Below are 22,228 nucleotides of genomic sequence, written 5' to 3' on the forward strand. Positions count from 1 at the left end.
CGCTTCACTGACCGTCGAGTCAACATAGGGGACGAGGTAGAGGCAAGGCCTGAGTCGAGCAAGGAAAAGAGAGAGCAAAAGAATGGAGGATTTTCAGCACGGCGCGATCTCGGCTCACTGACGAGCGCCAACCAATGGCTATTTCGTAGAGACTTCTGAATACCAGCACACAACCAATTATTGGCCAGCTGGCTTGTGATGTGTTGATGGGGTTTTCAACGGAAGAAAAAGCTCCAATGGCTTTTCCAGCGCTCGTTTAAATGACTGGAGGAACCGTGCCCCTTGCGCACCATCAAGCGCTCGATGATCGCAGGAGAGCGTGACTTTCATACGGCGGGACAATTTTATGGCCTGTCCTCGTGCCACTGGAACAATATTTACCGCCCCTATGGCCAAAGAAGCCGCCTGGGGCGGCATCAAAACTGCAATGAAATTGTCCACCTCATACATCCCAAGATTAGAGATAGAGAACGTGGCCCCGGCATATTCCTCCGGAGTGAGCTGTTGGCCTTTGGCCCGAACAAACAGATCACGAATCTCTTCAGCGACTTGCAGAATATTTTTTCCGGCGCAATTTCGTATCACAGGAGTAATAAGGCCCTCCTCCAGGGCCACCGCGATCCCGATATCAATCGTGGCATGCCGCCGTAGGGATTCCCCCATAAATGACACATTGATTTCAGGATGACGGGCTAAAGCCAGGGCAGCCGCACGAACGAACAGGACCGTTAAACTCAAGGGGGAATTATTCACCTCCTCCATCTGCTTCCGGAGCCGCTCGGCCTGATCCATGGCCACTTCGGTGGTGAGATAAAAATGAGGGACAGGGGCCTTGCTTGACGTGGTCACCCGAGCGATCGCCTTGCGCATTTGGCTCAGAGGAATATCCTGGGTTTGCCCCTCAGGAATCTTTGGAGTATCCATCTGTCCCTGGATATCGGCTTCAACGATCCGGCCTTCAGGGCCGCTTCCTTTGATTGTGGACAAATCTATTCGCTGTTCTTTCGCCAGCGCCTTGGCTCGAGGCGACACTTTGATCTTTGCCTCCGGTCGGGTCTCTGCCTTTGTTGCCTGGGCTTCTGTCTTCGCACTGCCGGACTTTTCTTCCTTGGCCGGGATGGATGGTGCCGGGGACGGAGGAGAATGCTTTTCTTTTCGAGAAGGAGCAGGAGAATCCTTTTGAGGTTCACGTGCTGCAGCCTGGTCCTCAGAAGTCTCAGACAGCGTGGCCTCAATATCATCGTCCTCTTCTCCGATCACGGCAATGAGCTTCCCGGCTTTCACGGTTTCCCCTTCGGGCACTAATACTTTTTTCAGGACACCGGACCCAAAGGATTCCAGATCGAGGACGGCTTTGTCCGTTTCAATTTCTGCCAGAATGTCTCCCGAGTCAACAGCATCCCCTTCATGCTTTTTCCAAGCTACCACCACTCCTTCCTCCATCGTGTCTGTAAGCTTGGGCATGACGACGCGCGTAATCATAAGCCTCTCCTGTTATGGCAGAAAAATCCATTGTAAGACTCTATGACGAAAAATGTTGGAGAAATAGTCATGACAAAAATAGGTTGCATGTTAAAGGATCTCTTTGACCGCCGATATAACCCGAGCCTGGTCGGGAACGGCCAGATCTTCAAGCGGCCTGGCATACGGCATGGGGACTTCCTCACCGGCGACCCTCACGATGGGCCCATCTAATAAATCAAATCCTTTTGAATAGATAGTCTCGGCAATCTGAGCGCCCAACCCGCAAAACTCCCATCCCTCTTCCACAATAACGACACGCCCGGTTTTCTTGACAGATTCCAGGATGGTATCGGTATCCAGGGGTTTTAATGACCTCAGATCGATGACTTCGGCATTGATGCCTTCCTTTGATAAGGCTTCCGCGGCCTCAAGCGCCAGTAAGGCCATCTTTGAATAGGCCACAATGGTCACATCGCTTCCTGTTCGCGTCACAGCGGCTTTGCCGATCGGAAGAGTGTAATCCTGCTCAGCCACCTCGCCTTTCGTGCCATAGAGAAGTTGCGCTTCAATAAAAATAACCGGATTCTCATCACGAATGGCGCTCTTCAATAATCCCTTCGCATCAGAGGGCGTTGCCGGGGCAATCACTTTCAGTCCGGGTACATGGCAGAACCAGGCTTCAAGACTCTGCGAATGCTGGGCGGCCAGTTGATGGGCCGCACTCCCCGGCCCGCGGATCACCATGGGCGCTGATAACTGGCCTCCGGACATATAGCGAATTTTCGCCGCATTATTCACGATTTGGTCAAGGGCAAGAATGCCGAAATTAAAGGTCATCAATTCAACAATGGGACGCAACCCAGCCATCGCCGCGCCAATGGCCAACCCGGTGAATCCGGCTTCAGTAATCGGCGTATCTAATACCCGCTCAACGCCGAATTCCTCCACAAAGCCTTTGCTCACTTTAAAGGCTCCCTGGTAATACCCGACCTCTTCCCCGATTAAAAAGACGCGGGAATCCCGTTGCATTTCCTCACGCATCGCCTGATTTAAGGCTTCCCTATAGGAAATCAACATGGTTCGTCATCATTCAAAAATAATTGATCATCGTGTTGCATTGATGAAGGAGATACCACCCCGATCCTTCCGGCTTAACCTTTGTAAGAGCAAATTTTCACTCAACTAATACATCCTCATGGAGCGCGCCGGGCTCAGGAAACGGACTTTCATCGGCAAACTTCACAGCTTCGGTCACCGTCTCAATCACATCTTTATCCATCTGCTTAAAGTCGGCCTCGGTAGCCAGGCCATCCTGAAGGATCCGGCTCTTGAGAAAAATCAACGGATCCTGCTTACGGGCTTCTCCAACTTCTTCCTTCGTTCGATAATGACCGTGGGCGGGATCGGACATGGAATGACCCATAAATCGATACGTTGACGCCTCAATAAAGTATGGTTGTGGTTCTTTTCGCAACTTCTTCACCACGCCCGCGGTCAACTCCTTCACCGCCAGCACATCCATCCCATCCACCTGTTCCGCTTCAATCCCATGCGCCCTGGCCCGTTCGGCAATGTCTTTATACAGCAGCATCTCGCGTTCAACCGGCGTACCCATCCCGTACCGGTTGTTTTCGCAAATAAAGATGACAGGTAACTTCCACAACGCCGCCAGATTGAAGGCTTCATGCGTATGCCCGCTGGGAACCGCTCCATCACCAAAAAAGCAGAGAACCACCCGGTCTTCCTTGCGATACCGTGAGGCAAACGCCAACCCGACTGCAAGCGGTAAATGCCCACCAACAATGGCATACCCGCCCATGAAGTGCCGTTCGACGTCGATGAGATGCATCGATCCTCCTTTGCCTTTACACAAGCCGGTGGCCTTTCCAAACAATTCAGCCATCACATTTTTGGGATCCGACCCCTTGGCCAGACAATGTCCGTGATCCCGGTAGGAGGTAATGACATAGTCATCCGGGCGAATCGCATGCATACATCCCACGGCGACTGCTTCCTGACCGATGTATAAATGAAGGAAGCCTGCGATCTTCGCTAAGGCGTACATCTCCGCCGACTTTTCCTCAAAGCGTCGGATGAGGAGCATGTCCCGGTACAATGTCAAGAAATCGTTCTTGTTCGAATGGTGTTCCACCGTACTCTTCGCCATAATTGCGTGTCTTCGTTTTCCTTCAGTGCTGTCTTTGTAACGTTAGAAGAACTGTAGCAAGAGATCGCCTGCCGATACAATTTTTAAAGTCTTTACCGAAAAATTTTTTACCTTTCCTTCCCCTTTGACTTCCATGCAAATCAGGACCAGTCCTAGACTCCTTCTCAGGTTCACCTCGTTTGGAATTTTCCAAAAAAATCCAGGAAACACATTTCACATGTTGTCAGGCATGTGGAAAATTCCCACATCAAGGAAGGGGCTTACCTTTTCTTCTCCAATGACTTCTAAGGCGCGATAAGGTTGGAGGTCAGTAATACAGATGAAGGCCGACTCCGATCCACTCGGTTCGCTGAGAATAAAATTGGCCGTTGGGTGAAGCACCCTTATAATACTCCATTAAGAGTTGAAGTTTGCGATCGCCGATACGGGCATTTTCGAATTGTAGCCCTGCCATCAGCGAACGGTTGATGATCCAATTGCTTCTCTCATTGACCTGAAAATCTCCATACGCCACCGGACGAATCTTCCCGCTCAATAACGTCCAAGGGCTCGTTAATTCGGCCCCGAATTGGCTTGTGCCGCGGCCTAACGAGTCGGGATCCCGATTCACCAGTATCCCGCCGCCGCCATACACCCGGAACCAGTCGAACAATTCATAGGACAACTTTGCATCAATTTCTTCATAGGACAAATTGATTCTGTTCGGCTGGTTATTGAGAATGAATTCATCACCAAGATGGGAACTTTGATGATGGATGCGAAGGAAGCCGGAAAGGGAACCGGTCCGATAACTGGCAAGAAGGCCGGCAGTATAATCAGCGTTGACAAGGTCTTTGGACGACGCGTCCAAATCGAACACGCTGAAAACTCCGCCCTGGAACGCGATTTCCCATTGTCCGTCGAATGGCGCAGCATTCCGATAGATCGCGAACGTTTCTCCGAAATTTGCCGAGCCGGTTTTTGAGGGTTCGGAACCTTTTGAAATATCACGATAGGTCACGGAGAAATGCGGCCAACGTGGGTCGGCATGAAGCGGATCGAAGAGAAGACCATTCGGAAGAAACTTGGACTCGGGCTTGGGAATTTCTTGCGTGATAGCATCCGATGGAGGAGGTTTGGGAGTCACGGAGTCGGCATTGCCCTCTATGACTTCTACTCGCTTGACACCGGGAATGTTTTCCAGCGCGGTCTGGACCTTCGTTCGGTCCAGAGTCCCGAGCGAAACGGCATAGACGGTCACGACGCCGTCTTTTACGATCAAGGAGGCATTGGTTGCGTTAAATTCATGTTGAAGTACAGCGGCGGCATATCCGGCGATGTAGGAATCTTCGACCGCGATGGCGTTTGGCATCCATCCAAAAATACAACAGAGTAGGAACACGATCACGTTTGTCCATTTCCGCAATCCTGTATGGGTCGTTGTGGGAACCGTAGAATCTGCGGCGAGAGAAGCAACCGGTTGGGTCATGGGAATTTGCGCTCCTTACCGAAGGTTAAAAGGAATAAGAACCTCGCGAGGAAATACTCAACGCTCAGGGAACACCGGAAAGTTCTCTTAGCTGGCACCACAGACCACTTTCTTTTTGGAGTGGTCAGGTTAGGGCATCCTGGTTTATCAGGAAGAAGCCCTGCTCACAAAATAGCATGACGAATGATTTTGGTTGGACAGACAAAACGTCAGGGTGAGCGGCATAATTTGGACATTGTCAAATAAGAAGATTCACGGGGTCACGCGCAAAGGACTGATTATTTATTCAACAATGACGATTTGGTTCTTATGTCTGTCCCAATAAGAAGGCCGGCTGCAGAGTCAGTCCACAGCCGGCCTTCTTAGAGATGCGTAAAAGGAATGAGAATTACTTTTTCATCGGTTCTTCTTTCATGGGTTTCTTTTTCTTTTTACCCATTTTCTCTTTTCCCTGGGCTTCTATGTTACCAGGCATCTCCTGGCCTTTGGCGTCGGATGACATCTCTTCGCCTTTTCCCTTCATGTCCCCCATGGCGTCATCAGCCGTTTTCATGCCCTCCTCTTTCATCGTTTCGGTCTTGTCTGTCATTTCGTCTCCCATCCCGGCCGCAAACGATACGGAACCGATCCCAAACAGCAACACGATACCTGCACACATCAGAAATACGCGTTTCATAGAATCACCTCCTTGAACAGACACACAGGTTGAATGGTGAAGATGTGAAACCGTGGGAAGAATGTTTGGCATGTTTCAATCCTTTCACCTCTGATGCCAAGGTTGGTTGCCACAAGGATGACGGGGCCCATCACCAGGCCGTCATCCGGCTATTTCACAAGAAGGTCGACAATATCATTCCAGCTTTTCAATGTGCCGATGATCGTCGGCTCTCCGAGCTGAACATTGAAGATATCTTCACGGACCATCCGTAACGCAATAACCAGGTCATTGAAATCCACCAGATTATTGGTTTCAAAGATGGTGAGAAAGTCCACATCCGAAATCCCGGTGGAATGGTACAATTTCCGCTTCACCGTTTTTAAATAGGCAACCGTGGGAATGGTGTGTTCTTTCATCAGTGCCACACGATCCTCTTTAGACAGGTTCCACCATTCGGCATTTTTCCGAATGGGGATCATAATCGCATAGGTAGACGGATCACCTTCGTATTTCGCCCCTTTCAGTTGTTGAAGCAAATCAGGAAAATCCGGAGCATAATTCAATCCCTTGGTCACCCCGCTGATCGTGTACTCCAAATCCAAATGCCGGCCAAGGCGGGTACTCCGAAGTTGGGTCAGTAATTGCTGGTTGGTTTTGAGTTCAGCGGAATGCAGACGAAGCAAAAAATGGGATTCTGTCGTCAATCCATAAGTCCAATATCCATCCACGGTCACCTGACTTGTGAATGCCTCCAACAGAGCTTTGGCCTCCTCCCCGCCTTTCTGCCTTTCCTCCATCGGCAAATCCTTCCAATCTTTATCCACCTCATAAAGGGCGAAGGTCCCAAACACCGGGGCATCGGCGGCCCAGCTTAACCCAGACAAACAAAATTGCACGACCGTAATGAACAACAAAGATAGTAATACAGGCATATGTTCACTCCTTTTTACCTGAGCCTTATTTTTTAACATGCGAATAGCAAACGTCGGCTTACGGATGACCGGATAGATCTCCCAGGAATCCCCTTAGGAATTTTTGAACGGGAATCACCACACGCGGGTCGACTTTAGAACGGGCACGAGGGAAGAAATAATCTTTTAAGAAATGTTGAGATCTGGAGAAAGGCCACAGCAGAAAAAGGTCAGGAATACCACAAAAAAAATGCTGGTACGGGAGTTTTTGCGGAGGGTCTGCTCCGTGGCGGTAAAGCGGCCATTGCCCTATCAATAGCGCGACTTTCAGAACAGTCGGGACTCTCACGAATATTCCCTTTCCGACTGAATGACTCCGGCCCTACCCGCTAAGAGACCATTGTGGAGAAAACCTCACCAAAGACCTGTGGAGGTCATTCCATATTGACGATCGACCGGAAAACCCCAGGCAAACGCATGGACTTGGATAGTTGTCTTTTATCCCTTCTATCCGTTACACGAGAAAAAAAACGGCCTGTCGAGAGAAACACCCTCGACAGGCCTCAACACAGCTGGATAACTCTGATATTTCTCTAACCGGAAAACACTCCGATCATACTTCTGTCCTTATCTCCCTAAATTGTCTATTGTTGAATTGATGCTTTTACTCCGTTGATTAACCTCCCCCTTTGCCCCTTCCCGGAGTTGATCCACAATTCCCCCGGCTTCTTGTTGGGTGGAACGTTGGGCTTCAATGGCCCGCTCCTTTTGTGTTTCCTTGATGTTCTCTGCCGCATCCTCCATATTTTTCATCTCTCTCTCCTGAGCTTCATTGGCCGCCTGGTTTCTCTCTTCAGCTTGATTCTGTAAATCATCCGCCGTCCCCGTCCCCGCCACGGACAATCCTGATACACCAACTACACACAGTACAGAAAATGCTCCTGATAATATCCAGGTCATAAAAACCTCCCTGAGAAGAATGGTAAAGAGTAGAAAAACAAAGATGCCTCAATATTACCCATGAGACAGATATGCTGTAACTATTGGAAACCCTGGCAGTCAGCTACCCTCTTTTCGGATCTCAAATTTTTTGTACGGACACATAACACCTTGCCTCTTTTATACAATAGAGTCAATTTGCATCATCCCGGCAAATGTTCATCGCCAACCCCTGTGTCCCCTAAAATTGCGTCGGGCGTACCCAAAGGAATACGGAGAATACGGCCAATACCATCCCCGATTCCGGCCCCAGTAGGGATAAGGCCCCCAATAGGGACCATACCCGTATCCGCCTTGAGGAATCAGCGGCCACACTTTCAAGGCTTGAATGGCAAGAACAGGATAATTTTTTTCTTCTGCATCCACTTGCACGGACTTTTGGCCGGTCACTTCGCCTAGAATTGTTACCCGAGTGCCTTCGGGAAGCGTGGCCGGATCAAGAAAGGGCTGCTGAGTGGCAATGAAACGACCTTGGGAGAGAGTCCGATTCCATTTGGGAATCGAATCGCTGTCTAAGGGGATCTGAAGTACCATCACTTCGGTCCGGTCCACGAGACGTTTCGCAGACAGGACGACTCCACCCACCTTGAGAAGGTGTCCGATATGTGCAGAGGGGTCTTGAATCACGTTGGCAAACGACGCACCGGCCGTCACCTGCCCTTCCTGGTTTGTGGAAAACGGGGAGGAGGAAAATGTCGCGCACCCACTCAGGCCAACCAACAGAACCACCAGATGAATACCCCGCATCCCAATTTTCATAGAGCCCTCCTTCACCCCCTTATCTATTATACGCTTTCTCCCCCGTCCTTGAAGAGGAAAGAAGGGTAAGGATCTCTTGTTTGCCGGATTGATGAACTTTCGAATCTATTCGTTGAGAAGCCAACGAGAATGCAAAGACACAGGTGCTCCATCCACGAATCGCAATAATCCCATGCCCAGATGGTTCTTTGACTTGTGATTTCCCTTGTGATTTCCGTTGTTCCAGGTTACATTTCACCTATCACTATCAATTAATGACCTCTACCTACCCAAAAGGAGCAGACAATGGCTGCAAAAAAAGCGGTAAAGAGCACGGCGAGAAATGCCTCCAAAAAGGTCTCTCAAGTTAAGTCAGCGGCAAAGAAAAAATCAGCGACCGTGGCCAAGCAAGCCAAGACAGCGGCCAAAACCGGAGTCAAGAAAGCTAAGACCGCGACCAACCGGGCAAAAAGCACGATTTCCAAAGCCAAGAAAACGGCTACAAAGCGATCCGCCGGCGTTTCCTCGCGTGCGAAGAAAACCGTGAGCCAATTGAAAAAGGAAGGGGCGAAGAAAGTAGCCTCCACCAAAAAGGCCGTCAAAAAGAATACTCGAAAGGGTAAAAGCACCGTGCGCAGCGCAGCGAAGCAAGCCGGGAAAACGGTAGGAAAAAATGTGGGAAAAGCAATAAAAACAGTTGAGGAATTGGTCCAACAAGCCCAGGAATATGGCAAATCCCTACTTGGCTAACAAGCACTGGGTTTCAAAGATGTCCTTGCCATACACTTTAACCGACCTGTCATCCTGAGACCATGGCGAAGGATCTGTGCCCAGGTTGACGATGCGACGGCACCGCGAGATTCTTCGTTTCACTCAGGATGACAAGGGCTCCCTGGACGTTCTCTAACTGTTCCTCGCTCATGATGCACCCGGCCGTGTCCGAACATGCCCATCGTCGTTCCTTGAACCCTTGGATGAGTGATTGAGACAGCTTGTCATGCTGAGCCCACGGCGAAGAATCTGTGCCCAGGCGGAAAATAATCCGGCTCAGCGAGATCCTTCTGTGGACCCGGCCCTGAGCTTTGCCGAATGGGTCAGGATGACAAGAGCCTCATTAATCCGTGGGACTAAGAGAAAAACGGGTGCGACCCAATTACTGCGAACAGCGGTCTTTAAAGGTCAGTTCCGCAATACCGGATTTATCCAATTCCCCTTTCCCCAGCTTCACCAATCGTTGATATTGTTCCAACGTCGATTTGGCCAGAGGCAAAGTGAGGCCCACGGATTCCGCGAGCGCATAGGCAATGCCGGAATCCTTGGCGGCATGGGCTACAGAAAAATAGCATTCGTGATCGCGTTGTTGCATATCGGCTCCGTCGGTTTCCAGAACCCGTGATGCCGCTCCGGTCTGACTGAACACTTCCCGCAACATCGTCAGATCCAGCCCAAGCGCGTCTCCAAGGCCTAACCCCTCCGCCAAACCGGCGGTGTTGATATTCATCACCATATTGACCAAGGCCTTGACCTTTGCGGCTTGACCGGCGGGGCCAATAAGACGTAACTGAGCACTTAAGGTGGTTAAAACCGGCTTGGCTCGTTCAAAGACTTCAGGCTTTCCTCCACACATCAGGTATAACGTGCCTTCACGCGCTTGAGGAATGCTGCTGGCCATACAGGCCTCCAGACAATACCCCCCTCGTGCTTCCACATGTTGTTCGATTTCCATGTGAACGTGAGGGGAGAGTGTCGCACAATTCACAAACAATCGATCCTCGGCATTTTTCAAAAGACTGTTCGGATGACCATCTGAAAAAATCTCCTGCATCGCCCCGTCATCCGTCACCACCGTAAAAATCGTACTCGATAAGGCGGCCACCTCACCAGGAGTGGACACGGCCTCACAGCCTAATTCTTTGGCTAGACTGTTCGCTCTTTGGCTGTCCACATCGAAAACCGCAGTCACCGGATACCCCACATCCCGAAGCCGGCGAGCCATATTGGCCCCCATCCGCCCGACCCCCACAATCCCGATCCGTTCCATTGACGGTTTCATATCCTCCCCTTTTTAAACAAATTGAACCCGAAAAAAAAGGCTTGCTGGTTCACTCCATACATCTACCAAACATGGACACCGATGTATAGCAGTCAGCCGACACTCTTCTCATGAGAGGTCATCATTTGTTCCAAAACATTTCAGCATGGCCGGGAACTTCTCCGGCCCTTTCATGTCGTCAATCGAGTTGGTCCCCTAAGTTCAGTGGTTCCCGTGGAGTTGACTCCACGGGTCATGGGCCCAATCCCTCAGTAATTTTCACCGCGCCCCTGCCTCCCACCGGAACATGAATGAAGGAGTGGCTTTCCTTCCCAATCAACCAAGCTTGAAAGAGCCGAAAGGGAATACCCACCGTCCCTGACGGGTTATAGGGCCAACAGAACCCGGCAATTCGATGAAACAAATTTGAACCACATTAGACGATAGGGCATGTTGTTGCGAACGAACGTTCACGTACCCCATGTACTATTATTCTCTTGCCATGGAGTCACCAGATGAAAGCCATTGCCGTGATCCCCGGAAAACCCAACTCCATCCATTTACGACAGGTTCCTTCCCCTCGATTGGACCACATTCCCGATCATCGAGGTGTGCTCATTCAGGTGCTTCGAGTCGGGGTGGATGGCACGGACAAGGAGATTAACGCCGCCGAATACGGGCAGGCCCCTCCAGGAGATGATTTTTTGATCACCGGCCATGAATGTTTTGGGCAGGTGCGCGAGGTGGGAAAAGAGGTCACGGAATTTGCCACCGGGGATTATGTGGTCCCGACGGTCAGACGGCCCGGACAAAGTTTTTATGATCAAATCGGTCAATACGATATGACTACGGACGAAGTGTATTTCGAACGAGGGATTAACTTGCGGCATGGGTATCTGACTGAGCACATCGTGGAACATCCCGATTATCTAGTGCGGATTCCGCAAGGCCTCAAACATGTGGGTGTGCTGTTGGAGCCCACCTCCGTTATTGAAAAAGGCATCATCCAAGCATATGAAAGTCAGCGCCGACTCAAAATCTGGAGGCCGCGGCGGGCCGCCGTGTTGGGTGCCGGAACCATCGGGCTCCTGGCCGCGCTCTCCCTCCGCATGCGGGGACTGCAAGTCACCAACATCGGTCGGACTCCGCCGCCCTACCGCAACTCACGACTGCTGGAAGAAATCGGTGTCAGGTATGTCTCCAACCAGGAAATGCCTCTTCCTGACGCGGCCAAACACTTTGGCCCGTTTGACATCATGTTTGAAGCCACCGGCCATGCCCAAATGGTCTTCGAGGCCATGGAGCATCTGGGAAAAAACGGAGTATTGATTCTATCCAGCGTGACGGGAGGGGGACGGACCTTACAAGTGCCTGCCGACATGATTAACCTGGGATTTGTGTTAGGGAATAAAGTGATGGTCGGAACCGTGAATGCCAATCGCGAATATTTTGAAGCGGGGGTCTACGATCTGGCGCGGGCGGAGTTGGAGTATCCTGGCTGGCTGTCCAAGCTCCTGACTCATCCGGTTGACGGATTGGACCGCTATGAGGAGATGATGCGTTTACTGACCGAGGAAAAGGGCGCCATCAAAGTGTTCGTGAATGTTGCCAAGGAATGTTGAAAGTTCCGGTGGATAGCTTCCGACAGTTTGCCGTAGGTAGAACGCATCCATATTGGGTCGTCTGTCTCTACGATCGTTTCTGTCTTCCTTGTGTCACCTGAAAAACGGGGTTTTCCCATAATGGCTCACCATCACCTTCTCAAAGCAAGCCAGTGGAGGACCTAAACGTTTCATGCGTGAATCCTTCAGACATCATTGGCCTGAATACTTGATGGAGGCGGCAGGCCTGGGATTATTCATGATCTCGGCAGCCACGTTCGCCATCCTTTTGGAGCACCCCGCGTCTGCTTTCAGGCAGAGCCTTCCCGACGCGACGGTTCGCCGTTTAATCATGGGAATCGCCATGGGACTCACCGCAATCGGCATTATTTATTCACCCTGGGGGAAACAATCCGGGGCCCATATTAATCCATCGGTCACCTTGACGTTTTTCCGACTGGGGAAAGTTCAATTCTGGGACACGGTCTTCTATATCCTGTTTCAATGTTTTGGCGGGGTGGTAGGCATTTTCCTGGCTTCCTTTGTGGCCGGGAGCTTTCTGTTAGATCCCTCGGTCAATTATGTGGCGACACTCCCTGGACCGGAGGGAGAGAGCCTGGCCTTTTTCGCGGAAATGTGCATTTCCTTCGGGTTGATGACGGTCGTGTTAATGTCAAGCAATCATCCGGCCCTTTCACGCTGGACCGGAGTGTTTGCCGGAATGCTCGTGGCCACCTACATTACGGTTGAAGCGCCATTCTCCGGGATGAGCATGAACCCTGCCCGGAGTCTGGCGTCCGCTTTTCCCGCTCAACTCTGGACCGGTTTTTGGATATACCTCACCGCGCCGGTTCTTGGAATGCTGTTGGCCGCGGAAGCCTATCTTCGAGTGGCGGGGATTCACAAAGTCTGGTGCGCCAAACTTCATCACCACAATTCCAAACGGTGTATTTTCCGCTGCGGATATCATGAGGCACCGGCATCGAAGACCCCGTCTTTTCACACATCAGGCTGAACTCACCGCAATCAACCATTTTCTCATAGGGGAGAGCGTATATGACCTGTGCATGCGGCCAACCCATCGCTCATTCGGAATTCATTCAATCCATCCGTGATGGCCGGATACCATTTGAGGTCTATCACTGGCCCTGCCCCTCCTGCTCCACCTTGATGGAAGAACTGCGTTTAGCGGCCGACCCGAATTATCACACGGCATCTTCCCTCGCCTATCCCGTCAGAACTGACAGGGAGCCAACAGTCGTATGCCTGTAAGGCCTGCCGCATTCCCCTATTCCCAGCATCAATGGGTATTGGTTTTTTTCAACGGGAAATCCACCCGCCTTTCAATTCCCAAGGCCGTCCGGCTTTAACGAATCCCCCTCCTGATCGGCCTGGGGGGAAAACGGGAGGTTACGAAAGTCCATATTCAGCATCCCGATGGGTCCGTTTCGGTCATCCAGCAGCACCCATCCATCAACCAACCACTCATCGTCCAGGAATACCAAGGAAACGTGAATGCCCCAAGGGCAGAATAGGAAGGTCGAGTCAGCAGGAACTATCCAAAATACATGACCAGTTGTGGGACCTTTTCCAAAATGAAAATATCGTATTGCACGACTTTCCCCAGAATCTGACCCCGAATCGTGATTGAACGAAACCTCTTCTCCTAATCGCCGTGGGGTGTGTTCATAGGCTGAGCATTTTCTTTGGTTTTAGGGTACTTCTTCAATTCTTCTCTCGTGGCCCCCTGAACGAGATCTGTGGGTGAGGACAAACGCAAGTAACTGCCCATGCCAAATTGGGTATTCTTATCAAATGTGAGGTTGGCCATCACCGAATCCCCTTTTATTCTGCCTAAGGTCGTTCGGGCCTCATCGTGCGAACTGGCATGAACTTCAAAGATGTTGGTTGTAGCCCGCTCGGGGGTCATGAGATGTTCAAAAATCTGCCGTCGTGGATTGCCGACGGCCACGGGCCACACAACGGGAATTAACACATGGAGTTTGTCCCACTCTTTCGGACCTAACTCTTTTTTCCATTGGCTCATTGCGCTCAACCCCGCTTGTACCTGCAGTTCCACGGCGGTTTTCATGGCCTCCGCAACATAAGGGATTATTTTGTGAGAAAACGCACGATAAGACTGTTCATCACCGGAGCCATTTTCAATACAATCACGTAAATATTCATTCACCATATCCAACATCTTCATGGCTCTCATCGAGGTAGCTTGACCAATATCACTTTTCCCTAAATGTTCTTTGATGTTTTCAACATGTGTTTTATATTTAATCAGAGGTTCTTCCCATCCCTCAGGTCGATTGGCCACATTGTCAAAGTAGGGAGAAATTAAAATAAAGACTCCCATTGGAATGTGCGCAAGGATCTTTTCCATCTCATACCTGACGGAAGTCGGCGTGACGGATTCGACGGGACGGTCTCTTCGGTACAGGTAATAGGTACTGCCAACCCCCTCTTTTCCCGGTTCATAGTCACTCGCAATGATCACCGGGTAAATATTCTGACCAACATTTCGGATGAAATTTTGATAATTGTTTTTCCTGAACCAATCCATATTGCGCAAGGCTTCATATGTTTGTTTTTTGAAATGAGCGGCGTCTGCCCCCGCACCAGCTGGTTCGGCTCCTTCTTCATCGACATTGGGCCGCACACCTTTATAATCCATATACTCCACTGTCTTATCTCCCGCGTACGAAACACTGTCCATCAAGAATTTTTTATACTCCTCGTCTTTTTCAAGTTCCAGAAGGGCTTTAAAATATTCCTGATCGCCCTCCGGGTAATCCTCTTTCGATTGTGAAAAAACCGGGCTAGGTAATAGGGTTTGAATAAACAACTCGATCCCCCAGATCAAAGCAAACAAAATCCTCTTGTTCCTCATGAAGTGACAATGTTGGAAAAATGGATATAAGGAATGGCTTGCGATTAGTGTCTGGCGTTTCTTGTGAAGCTTTTGCAACATAGGAACTCCCGATTCAAAAAGAATGAAAAGAAATTTCAACGCACATTTCCAGCCTATTTTTGGGAAGATCCCTACAAATAGTCAATTGACCGTTGCCAGATCTTACTTAAACAAATTGTCATGCTGAGCAACGCGAAGCATCTGGCTAAGCCAAAGCCTGATTGAGCTGGGCTCAGATCCTTCGTTCCTCTCAGGATGACAAGAAGAAGCACGAAGTCTTCCACCGCCTGTCCTGAGCTTGACCGAAGTTAATCAGATAAATCTTGCTAGGGAACATTGAACGTCTGAAGATGAAAAGAGGACCGGGTGGGAGACACCCTCAAGGGAATTGTCATGCTGAGCATCGCGAAGCATCTGGATGAGCCAATGCCTGGGTGAGCTGGGCTCAGATCCTTCGTTCCTCTCAGGATGACAAGAAGAGGAAGTTTTATAGCGCCTGTTCTGAACTTGGCCAAAGGGAGAAAATATGACTGAAGTTTTTCGGTGATCATTAAAAATGAGTATCCTTTGGTCAGCCGCAATTGGTATACACTATTGAACCCTTTTGGGCATGCAAGTCATCAACGTGAACTTCCCGGATCAAGCCCCATGATACCGTTGTGTCTGAGAACTCTCTTCCTGTTAATCCTGCTGGTCCCTCCAACCATGGCCAAGGGGCAGGAGGTTGACTGGATGGCGACTGTCGGCGAGGCCAAGGAAACCTTGCAGCGCTATCTTCAATTCGACACCACCAACCCGCCGGGGAATGTCACGGAGGCAGCCGGATTCCTTCAGGCTATTCTCGAGAAAGAGGGACTCACGGTCACGCGGTACGAAGCTGCACCGGACAAAATCAATCTATTAGCTCGTCTCAAGGGCACGGGGAAGGCCAAGCCTATTCTGTTGCTCCATCACATGGATGTCGTGCCTGCAGACGCGAGTCGCTGGGATGGCGTCGATCCTTTTGGTGGCGAGATGAAAGACGGCCACATCTGGGGCCGTGGGGCGATCGACATGAAAGGCACGGGTGTGCTTCAACTCTACGCCTTTCTGACGCTGGCGCGGCAGAAGATTCCACTCGACCGCGATATCATTTTCATGGCGGTGAACGACGAAGAAATCGGCGGGACGATGGGCACGCGCTATATGCTCGACCACCACTATGAGGCACTCGATCCCGAGTACGTTCTGGACGAGGGAGGGTTCGGCAGTCGAGAAATTTTCGTGGACGGGAAGTTGGTTTTCGGCATTTCCGTGGCGGAGAAGCGGGCGCTCTGGCTCCGTGTGACAGCCCGCGGAACTGCCGGTCACGGCTCTCAACCGCATGATCAGAATCCGAATGACAAGTTGCTCCAGGCGCTCACGAGGCTTTTCAGCAAGCCGTTTCCGACGATTCCCAATCCTGTCCTTGACGCGCTCGAGACCCGGCTCGGCCCACTTACACCAAACCAGTTCACGAACGCCATCCGGCAGACGACGGTCTCGCTCACCTCGCTTCGGTCCGGTGTGGGCGATCCGCCCAAGGCAAATGTGATTCCCTCGCTGGCCACTGCGACTCTCGATACCCGATTGCTGCCGGGCATGGATGCCGAAGCTTTTCTGTCGGAATTGAAGTCCAGACTTGGAGATGAGATCGACGTGGAAGTGATCCACCCGGCGAGCGAGTCTGTCGTAACACCTCATGACACCGAAATGTTTCGAGCGCTGTCCAACGCCATCACACGGCACCATCCCGACGCGACCGTCGTACCGATGATTATTCCTTACGGAACCGATTCGAGGATGTTTCGTCTACGCGGAGCCAAATGCTATGGCATCCTCCCCCTCGTGCTCAGCACTGAACTTGCCACGTCCATCCATGGTGACACTGAGCGAATCCCTGTCGACCAATTCGAGACGGGAATCCGTATCTATTACGAGAGCCTGGTTGAAGCGGCCGCCCGCTAGGTCTTGGTTATCCCTCCGATATTGTGATGTCCCCACCGCTGGTCATGTGCCCTTCTAGCGGTCCTTCATGACCTGACCACGCATTCGATACCCTCCGGCGCTCAGCATTCACGGCGCCGTCCATCTATTCCCAAGCCACTGAACATTTCCCCTTCATCGATCAGGCACATTGTTTAAGGGGCCAGGGATCTAGAGGCTCCGGGTCGGACTGCTCCATGTAGGGTTGCAACGCCTCGCGGACTTTGGTTCGTGCCCGATGTAATAATACCCGTTGATTCGTATCGGAAAGATTGAGCATGCTGCACACTTCCTCAGACTCAAAGCCCTCAACATCCCGGAGGAGGATGACTTTGCGTTGCATGGCAGGAAGCCTGTGAATGGCTCCGGCAATTCGGTGAATGAGTTCCTTGTTCATGATCTGTTGATCCGCTGGAACATCGGGTTGAGACGACGTCCTATTTAAACAAGACCCGGGCCACGCCTCACCACCCAGGGCGATCATGTTTTCAAATGATTCCGCCCCCCCCTGTTCAGTCCCGTCTGATTTCCCGGGAAATTCCACATACCGGCTTTCCCGCACTCCCTGGGTTTTAGCCCGGTTCATAAGGATCCGAAACATCCAGGTTTTGAGCGATGAACGCCCTTCAAACCGGTGAATCCCCTCTAACACAGCCACCCAGGTGTCCTGGACCACCTCTTCGGCCACCGCTTCGCAATGAACGAATGTCATGGCCACACGGAGTAATGGGGAATGAAATCGCTCGACGAGCTCAGAAAAAGCATGTTCCTCTCCCCGCTTGATGGCCTCTACTAAAATCGCTTCGGCACTTCCAGCCTTGATGCCAACCAGCGATTGCGACGTATCCGATTCCTCGACACCCATGACAGAAGTCATGAGACGTTCGGAACGATCAACCAAATGCTGGACAACAGGCAACACGTCAACGCAATTAGCCATGGCAGTATTCATGACAAACTCCTCTATGATGTAATTTGAGTAAATAAGACATGATGAATAAACAGTGGACAGCTTGATAACACGCAGCCCTTGTCGAGAATCCCTCGAATCATGTGGACGCCTTCGGGTTCAACAAAGGTGACTTCAGATAAATCCAGTGCAACAATTTTCCCTTCGGCCAACAGGTTCTTGAATTCGGTTTCCATCACCTCGATCCAATCTGAAACGATCCGACCTTCAACTTTCATCGTCGTGTGCTTTTCTGCGGTATCCATCAGAGTAATTCGAATCATCGGTATTTCCTTCTGCTCGATTGTGTTCAAGGTCTTCATGATCTATGGCATTTCGCAACCTTGATGCCAAAATAAAACCGGCCACAGAGATCCCCTCTAAGTGGCCGGTTTTGATAATGTTTCTTTCGAATTACCCGTTACATGTCATCCTGGCTTTCGGTTAAATCAATTCCCAATATATTGGGACCTTCCCAACATATTGGGAAAATATTCCTATTTCTTCCGGGAAAGACCCAATTTTTTCATTCGAGCTTCCAATGTTGTAGGCCTGAGTCCCAACAGTACCGCTGCACCGCCAGGACCGCTGATCTTCCATCCCACCTGCTCCAGAACCTGTTCGATATGTCGCCGCTCACAGGCCTCTAACGTCAACACTTCTTCATTTTCACCAGCGTCTCCTACGGGTTGGGAATCAATCGTGATGGTTTGCAGACTCTTTCCTTCCGACAAAATAACGGCCCGCTCAATCACATGCTCCAACTCCCGAATATTCCCCGGCCAGCCGTATGAGATAAGCGTCTTCTGGAATATCTCGGGAATACCGGTAATTTTTTTCCCCATGCGGGCAGCATATTTCTGCACGAAGTATTCCGCTAACAGGGGAATATCTTCTTTCCGTTCCCGGAGGGAGGGAAGCGCGAGAGGAAAGACATTTAACCGGTAATATAAGTCCGGTCGAAATCTCCCTGCCCGTGTTTCCTGAGCTAACTCCCGATTCGTCGCCGCAATCACGCGAACGTGCACCTGAATGGTTTTCGTTCCGCCCACCCGCTCAAATTCCCCTTCTTGTAGGACCCGCAACAGTTTGGATTGCACATCCAAGGGAATTTCCCCTATTTCATCAAGGAAGATGGTGCCCCCATCCGCTAATTCAAATCGGCCGATCTTTCGACTTAGCGCTCCCGTAAATGCTCCCTTTTCGTGTCCGAATAATTCGCTCTCGATCAACCCTGACGGAATGGCCGCGCAGTTCACCTTGACCAACGGTTTGGTCTTGCGGGGACTCAAATTGTGAATAGCCCGCGCCATAAGTTCTTTGCCCGTTCCCGTTTCCCCGGTAATCAGAACTGTGGAATCGGTCGGCGCCACACGCTCCACATTTCGTAACACGGTCTTGAGGGCAGGTGATTCCCCAATTAACTCCTCGAAGTTGTGTACGCTCTGGATTTCTTCTCTGAGGTAGGTATTCTGCGCCTCAAGTTTGGCCTTCTCCTGTTCCATCAGAATGCGATCGGTAATATCCAGGAACATCGTGCGGGTGTACTTTTCGCTGGGGTCGGGCTTTGACCACCATTGGATCCATAACGGCTTGCCGTTATCCTTGCGGCGGAGCTCCAGTACGACTCCGCCCGTGTCCGTGCCGCGACCCATAGCCGCAAGCGCATCCTGTAAGCGTCGCTGGGCATCAGGCGTGTCGGGAATGAATGTTTTTCCGAAGGTGTGAGGAACCTCTTCGGGCGTGATTCCCAGGATGTTCATCGCCGCACGATTGGCGCGGATAAAACGGGTATCCACTCCCTCATGGACATAGGCAATCGGAGCCTCGTCAAATAAATCCCGCAAACGCTCTTCGTTTTCGGCCAGCCGGGCATGGATGGTTTGGCGCTCCAATTCCGCTCCCGCCCTCGCGCCGAAAATTCGAAAGAGGGGGAGCAGCCGGGCATCCATGGGCATCGGACGCACGTCCAACGCGGCCAGATGTCCGAGCACGTCACCAGCCTGATTCACTAAGGGGATGGCCAGGTAACTTTCGGCTCCTAATTCAACCAACCCTTCTTCGTGCGGAAACAACTGTTGAATACGTTCCGGAAAATGACAGATCTCCCCGGCTAACACCTGTTTACAGGGGCTATGCTCCAATTCATATTCAAAATTCGGTAGAAACCCTTCGCCTGTCCAGAAAGCCAGTGTGCGCACCTTGGTCTCGTTCGGGATCATTTCGGACACGAAGGCATAACGCACGTCCAGGGCAGATGCCAAATTCTTCACGAGTGATTGGAAAAATTGATCACCGGTGGTCGCGGCCGTGCCCTCCACGATTTTTCTCAGGATCAACTCTCCGCGATGAACACTTTCCTCCAGGCGCATTCGGGCCAACTCGGTGGCCGCGCGTGCCGCGAATATTTTAAAGATGGAATAATCTTGCGGACTCGCCGACATCGGTTTGACATCAAGAGCCGCCAAATGCCCCAGCACGGTTCCATCGGAAGCAATCAATGGAATGGCCAGATACCCTTCCGCTTGTAATTCCACCAATGCCTGATCATTGGGAAACAGGGTTTGGACTCCGTGAGCGAAATGACAAATTTCGCCACGAATGACTTTTTCACAAGGCGTTCCCGCCAAATCATATTCAAAATTTTCGATAAACTTCTGTCCCTCCCAAAACGCCAGAGTCTTCACCCTGGTCCCTTCCTTGAGAAGTTCTCCCACAAAGGCGTACCGGACTCCGAGGGCGGCCGCCAGATTACGCGCCAGGGCTTGGAAAAACGCTTCTCCGGATGTCGTCGCGGTACCTTCATCCACCAAGCGAAGAATGAGATTACTTTTTCGCAAGGCCTGATCCAGCCGGGCGCGTTCAATTTCCGCGACGAGACGACTCGCAAAGATTCGCATGACGGAGGCCGTCTCCTCCGTTTGAGGCATCGGCTTGTCGTCCAGAACGGCCAAATGTCCCACAACCGTATTCGAGGAATCGATCAACGGGACGCCATAATAACTGGTGACATTCCATTCTTTGATCAATGGACCGGCAGGATAGAGGGCAGCAAGATTTTCAGGATGGTGAACGATGTTTCGATTCAGCACAGACTCACAAGGCCCCCCCGGCAATACTGGAAACCGGGAAAGCAATCCATGGGGAGACCATCCGGCTTTCAACTGGTAACACCCTTCGGTCTCGGTTAACTCGGACACGTAGGCATATTGCACGCCAAGCGATTTGGCCAACTGCTCAATGAGCGATTCAAAGAAACGTTCACCCGTCTGAGTCTCAACGCCCTGAACGATATTGTGTAACGTCTGATCTTTGGCAGATGACAAAAGGGGAGAAGTTGAGGTGGTGAGTGCTTCGGCCATAGCACCCTCCTTTGGATAGAAAACAGCCGGTCATACACACGTGAGCGAGGGAATGTGAACCCCGGTCACACAATGGGACTCTATTATCCATAAACAAATGCAGAAATGGAATACTTATCTTTGTTCCTGGCTTCGGGTTCAGCCGGGTGGGTGTACCAATTGGCTTACTTTTCTCTCCCTTTTCCCTGTTCAACTGTAATACCAAGCCTCCATCGTCTGACTAACGGGGAAAATTTCCTGGTGACATCTCACCCGGGATCACCAAAAACCATCGACTTCATTATTACTATGCTTTCCCACGAACAACTCCATAAAGAACAACAGAATTCGCTCGCCAGCCCGCCGATCCGTTATGGAATGCTCGCGAAAATCCTGTTTTTGACCATGGATATCGTGTACGGGCGTAAGCGAACCTGGAACAAATTTAAAATTTTGGAGCTCATCGCACGAGTTCCTTATCAGGCCTGGGAACACGTCGCCTATATTGCCATCACCCATTCCTACCACCAGGCGGACTTCGCCCGCCGCATCTACGAGAGAATCCAGGAATCCCGGCACCAGCAGGACAATGAACAATGGCACTTGCTCATCCTGGAGGAATGGATTCATCGCCGCGGCATCCGTGAGGGGTTCCTGCGACACCGTCTGATCCCCCAAGTCATCGCCTTTGTCTACTACCACATCAGTTGGTTGTTATACGTCATCAACCCGTCTCTCAGTTATCGATTGAATATGGAATTTGAAGACCATGCCGAACGTGAATATATGAGATTCGTGCAGGAGCATCCGGAATTCGATCGGGAACCGTTTATGAGTTGCTTCAAACAGGAATTCGGAAATTTTGACACGATGGGGGACGTTCTCCGCCAGATCGGATTCGACGAGCGCATGCACAAAGAGGACAGCTTGAAAAAAATTGAACAGGCACGGTTCACGTAATTATCTTCCGCCTTGC

19 protein-coding genes are annotated in these 22,228 nt (G+C 51.0%); 6 read left to right on the plus strand and 13 right to left on the minus strand.

All coding sequences use genetic code 11. From position 1 onward, the window contains the following. Window positions 1–177: 177 nt before the first annotated feature. The 8 genes from PQG83_RS10240 to PQG83_RS10275 all read right to left on the minus strand — a co-directional run bounded on the left by PQG83_RS10240 (window position 178) and on the right by PQG83_RS10275 (window position 8,426). On the minus strand, window positions 178–1,482 hold the full coding sequence (locus PQG83_RS10240) for a dihydrolipoamide acetyltransferase family protein (protein WP_312749062.1): 1,305 nt from the start codon (window positions 1,480–1,482) through the stop codon (window positions 178–180). A 90-nt stretch (window positions 1,483–1,572) separates the two neighbouring features. Beyond that, a complete protein-coding gene (locus tag PQG83_RS10245; RefSeq protein WP_312749064.1) occupies window positions 1,573–2,541 on the minus strand; it encodes a pyruvate dehydrogenase complex E1 component subunit beta in 969 nt (322 codons plus the stop codon). 97 nt (window positions 2,542–2,638) lie between these two features. Beyond that, entirely contained in the window at window positions 2,639–3,631 is a 993-nt protein-coding gene (pdhA, locus tag PQG83_RS10250) for a pyruvate dehydrogenase (acetyl-transferring) E1 component subunit alpha (RefSeq protein ID WP_312749066.1), read from the minus strand. 307 nt (window positions 3,632–3,938) lie between these two features. Then, complete coding sequence (locus PQG83_RS10255) at window positions 3,939–5,099, minus strand: DUF1207 domain-containing protein (protein WP_312749068.1); 1,161 nt, start codon at window positions 5,097–5,099, stop codon at window positions 3,939–3,941. 388 nt (window positions 5,100–5,487) lie between these two features. Next, window positions 5,488–5,775, minus strand: coding sequence for a hypothetical protein (locus tag PQG83_RS10260; RefSeq protein ID WP_312749069.1), 288 nt, complete (start codon window positions 5,773–5,775; stop codon window positions 5,488–5,490). A 149-nt stretch (window positions 5,776–5,924) separates the two neighbouring features. Continuing rightward, window positions 5,925–6,689 carry a chlorite dismutase family protein gene (locus tag PQG83_RS10265; RefSeq protein WP_312749071.1) on the minus strand — a complete coding sequence of 255 codons (765 nt, stop codon included), beginning with the start codon at window positions 6,687–6,689 and terminating at the stop codon, window positions 5,925–5,927. Window positions 6,690–7,295: 606 nt separating this feature from the next. Continuing rightward, on the minus strand, window positions 7,296–7,628 hold the full coding sequence (locus tag PQG83_RS10270) for a hypothetical protein (RefSeq protein ID WP_312749072.1): 333 nt from the start codon (window positions 7,626–7,628) through the stop codon (window positions 7,296–7,298). Between the two features lie 198 nt (window positions 7,629–7,826). Continuing rightward, on the minus strand, window positions 7,827–8,426 hold the full coding sequence (locus tag PQG83_RS10275) for a Slp family lipoprotein (RefSeq protein ID WP_312749073.1): 600 nt from the start codon (window positions 8,424–8,426) through the stop codon (window positions 7,827–7,829). Window positions 8,427–8,711: 285 nt separating this feature from the next. Between PQG83_RS10275 and PQG83_RS10280 the strand changes: the two genes are divergently transcribed. Further along, complete coding sequence (locus tag PQG83_RS10280) at window positions 8,712–9,155, plus strand: hypothetical protein (RefSeq protein WP_312749074.1); 444 nt, start codon at window positions 8,712–8,714, stop codon at window positions 9,153–9,155. Between the two features lie 403 nt (window positions 9,156–9,558). Here the strand turns inward: PQG83_RS10280 and PQG83_RS10285 are convergent, their stop codons facing one another. Next, window positions 9,559–10,458, minus strand: a complete 900-nt coding sequence (locus PQG83_RS10285) for an NAD(P)-dependent oxidoreductase (protein WP_312749076.1) — start codon at window positions 10,456–10,458, stop codon at window positions 9,559–9,561. A 494-nt stretch (window positions 10,459–10,952) separates the two neighbouring features. Between PQG83_RS10285 and PQG83_RS10290 the strand changes: the two genes are divergently transcribed. The 3 genes from PQG83_RS10290 (at window position 10,953) to PQG83_RS10300 (ending at window position 13,310) form a co-directional block, all read left to right on the plus strand. Beyond that, window positions 10,953–12,059 (plus strand): glucose 1-dehydrogenase, encoded by a 1,107-nt coding sequence (locus PQG83_RS10290; RefSeq protein WP_312749078.1) that lies wholly within the window; start codon window positions 10,953–10,955, stop codon window positions 12,057–12,059. Window positions 12,060–12,231: 172 nt separating this feature from the next. Beyond that, complete coding sequence (locus PQG83_RS10295; protein WP_312749080.1) at window positions 12,232–13,053, plus strand: MIP/aquaporin family protein; 822 nt, start codon at window positions 12,232–12,234, stop codon at window positions 13,051–13,053. A gap of 41 nt (window positions 13,054–13,094) precedes the next feature. Then, a complete protein-coding gene (locus PQG83_RS10300; RefSeq protein ID WP_312749081.1) occupies window positions 13,095–13,310 on the plus strand; it encodes a hypothetical protein in 216 nt (71 codons plus the stop codon). 394 nt (window positions 13,311–13,704) lie between these two features. Here the strand turns inward: PQG83_RS10300 and PQG83_RS10305 are convergent, their stop codons facing one another. Beyond that, window positions 13,705–14,919 (minus strand): hypothetical protein, encoded by a 1,215-nt coding sequence (locus tag PQG83_RS10305; protein ID WP_312749083.1) that lies wholly within the window; start codon window positions 14,917–14,919, stop codon window positions 13,705–13,707. 687 nt (window positions 14,920–15,606) lie between these two features. Between PQG83_RS10305 and PQG83_RS10310 the strand changes: the two genes are divergently transcribed. Further along, entirely contained in the window at window positions 15,607–16,944 is a 1,338-nt protein-coding gene (locus PQG83_RS10310) for a M20/M25/M40 family metallo-hydrolase (protein WP_312749085.1), read from the plus strand. A 160-nt stretch (window positions 16,945–17,104) separates the two neighbouring features. Here the strand turns inward: PQG83_RS10310 and PQG83_RS10315 are convergent, their stop codons facing one another. The 3 genes from PQG83_RS10315 to PQG83_RS10325 all read right to left on the minus strand — a co-directional run bounded on the left by PQG83_RS10315 (window position 17,105) and on the right by PQG83_RS10325 (window position 21,273). Then, on the minus strand, window positions 17,105–17,914 hold the full coding sequence (locus PQG83_RS10315) for an RNA polymerase sigma factor (protein ID WP_312749086.1): 810 nt from the start codon (window positions 17,912–17,914) through the stop codon (window positions 17,105–17,107). Window positions 17,915–17,925: 11 nt separating this feature from the next. Then, a complete protein-coding gene (locus PQG83_RS10320) occupies window positions 17,926–18,195 on the minus strand; it encodes a hypothetical protein (protein ID WP_312749087.1) in 270 nt (89 codons plus the stop codon). Between the two features lie 213 nt (window positions 18,196–18,408). Beyond that, window positions 18,409–21,273 carry a sigma 54-interacting transcriptional regulator gene (locus PQG83_RS10325; protein WP_312749089.1) on the minus strand — a complete coding sequence of 955 codons (2,865 nt, stop codon included), beginning with the start codon at window positions 21,271–21,273 and terminating at the stop codon, window positions 18,409–18,411. A gap of 240 nt (window positions 21,274–21,513) precedes the next feature. On the opposite strand from PQG83_RS10325, the gene PQG83_RS10330 reads away from it, so the two are divergent. Further along, on the plus strand, window positions 21,514–22,212 hold the full coding sequence (locus PQG83_RS10330) for an alternative oxidase (RefSeq protein ID WP_312749091.1): 699 nt from the start codon (window positions 21,514–21,516) through the stop codon (window positions 22,210–22,212). Window positions 22,213–22,228: the final 16 nt, after the last annotated feature.

Source organism: Candidatus Nitrospira neomarina (assembly GCF_032051675.1).
GTDB lineage: Bacteria > Nitrospirota > Nitrospiria > Nitrospirales > UBA8639 > Nitrospira_E > Nitrospira_E neomarina.

Excerpts from the sequence above, each read along its gene's own strand:
- PQG83_RS10275 (WP_312749073.1), bottom strand. The coding sequence starts at position 8,426 with ATGAAAATTGGGATGCGGGGTATTCATCTGGTGGTTCTGTTGGTTGGC.
- PQG83_RS10285 (WP_312749076.1), bottom strand. The coding sequence starts at position 10,458 with ATGAAACCGTCAATGGAACGGATCGGGATTGTGGGGGTCGGGCGGATG.
- pdhA (WP_312749066.1), bottom strand. The coding sequence starts at position 3,631 with ATGGCGAAGAGTACGGTGGAACACCATTCGAACAAGAACGATTTCTTG.
- PQG83_RS10295 (WP_312749080.1), top strand. The coding sequence starts at position 12,232 with ATGCGTGAATCCTTCAGACATCATTGGCCTGAATACTTGATGGAGGCG.
- PQG83_RS10280 (WP_312749074.1), top strand. The coding sequence starts at position 8,712 with ATGGCTGCAAAAAAAGCGGTAAAGAGCACGGCGAGAAATGCCTCCAAA.
- PQG83_RS10290 (WP_312749078.1), top strand. The coding sequence starts at position 10,953 with ATGAAAGCCATTGCCGTGATCCCCGGAAAACCCAACTCCATCCATTTA.
- PQG83_RS10325 (WP_312749089.1), bottom strand. The coding sequence starts at position 21,273 with ATGGCCGAAGCACTCACCACCTCAACTTCTCCCCTTTTGTCATCTGCC.
- PQG83_RS10240 (WP_312749062.1), bottom strand. The coding sequence starts at position 1,482 with ATGATTACGCGCGTCGTCATGCCCAAGCTTACAGACACGATGGAGGAA.
- PQG83_RS10245 (WP_312749064.1), bottom strand. The coding sequence starts at position 2,541 with ATGTTGATTTCCTATAGGGAAGCCTTAAATCAGGCGATGCGTGAGGAA.
- PQG83_RS10315 (WP_312749086.1), bottom strand. The coding sequence starts at position 17,914 with ATGAATACTGCCATGGCTAATTGCGTTGACGTGTTGCCTGTTGTCCAG.
- PQG83_RS10320 (WP_312749087.1), bottom strand. The coding sequence starts at position 18,195 with ATGATTCGAATTACTCTGATGGATACCGCAGAAAAGCACACGACGATG.
- PQG83_RS10270 (WP_312749072.1), bottom strand. The coding sequence starts at position 7,628 with ATGACCTGGATATTATCAGGAGCATTTTCTGTACTGTGTGTAGTTGGT.
- PQG83_RS10260 (WP_312749069.1), bottom strand. The coding sequence starts at position 5,775 with ATGAAACGCGTATTTCTGATGTGTGCAGGTATCGTGTTGCTGTTTGGG.
- PQG83_RS10310 (WP_312749085.1), top strand. The coding sequence starts at position 15,607 with ATGATACCGTTGTGTCTGAGAACTCTCTTCCTGTTAATCCTGCTGGTC.
- PQG83_RS10265 (WP_312749071.1), bottom strand. The coding sequence starts at position 6,689 with ATGCCTGTATTACTATCTTTGTTGTTCATTACGGTCGTGCAATTTTGT.
- PQG83_RS10300 (WP_312749081.1), top strand. The coding sequence starts at position 13,095 with ATGACCTGTGCATGCGGCCAACCCATCGCTCATTCGGAATTCATTCAA.
- PQG83_RS10255 (WP_312749068.1), bottom strand. The coding sequence starts at position 5,099 with ATGACCCAACCGGTTGCTTCTCTCGCCGCAGATTCTACGGTTCCCACA.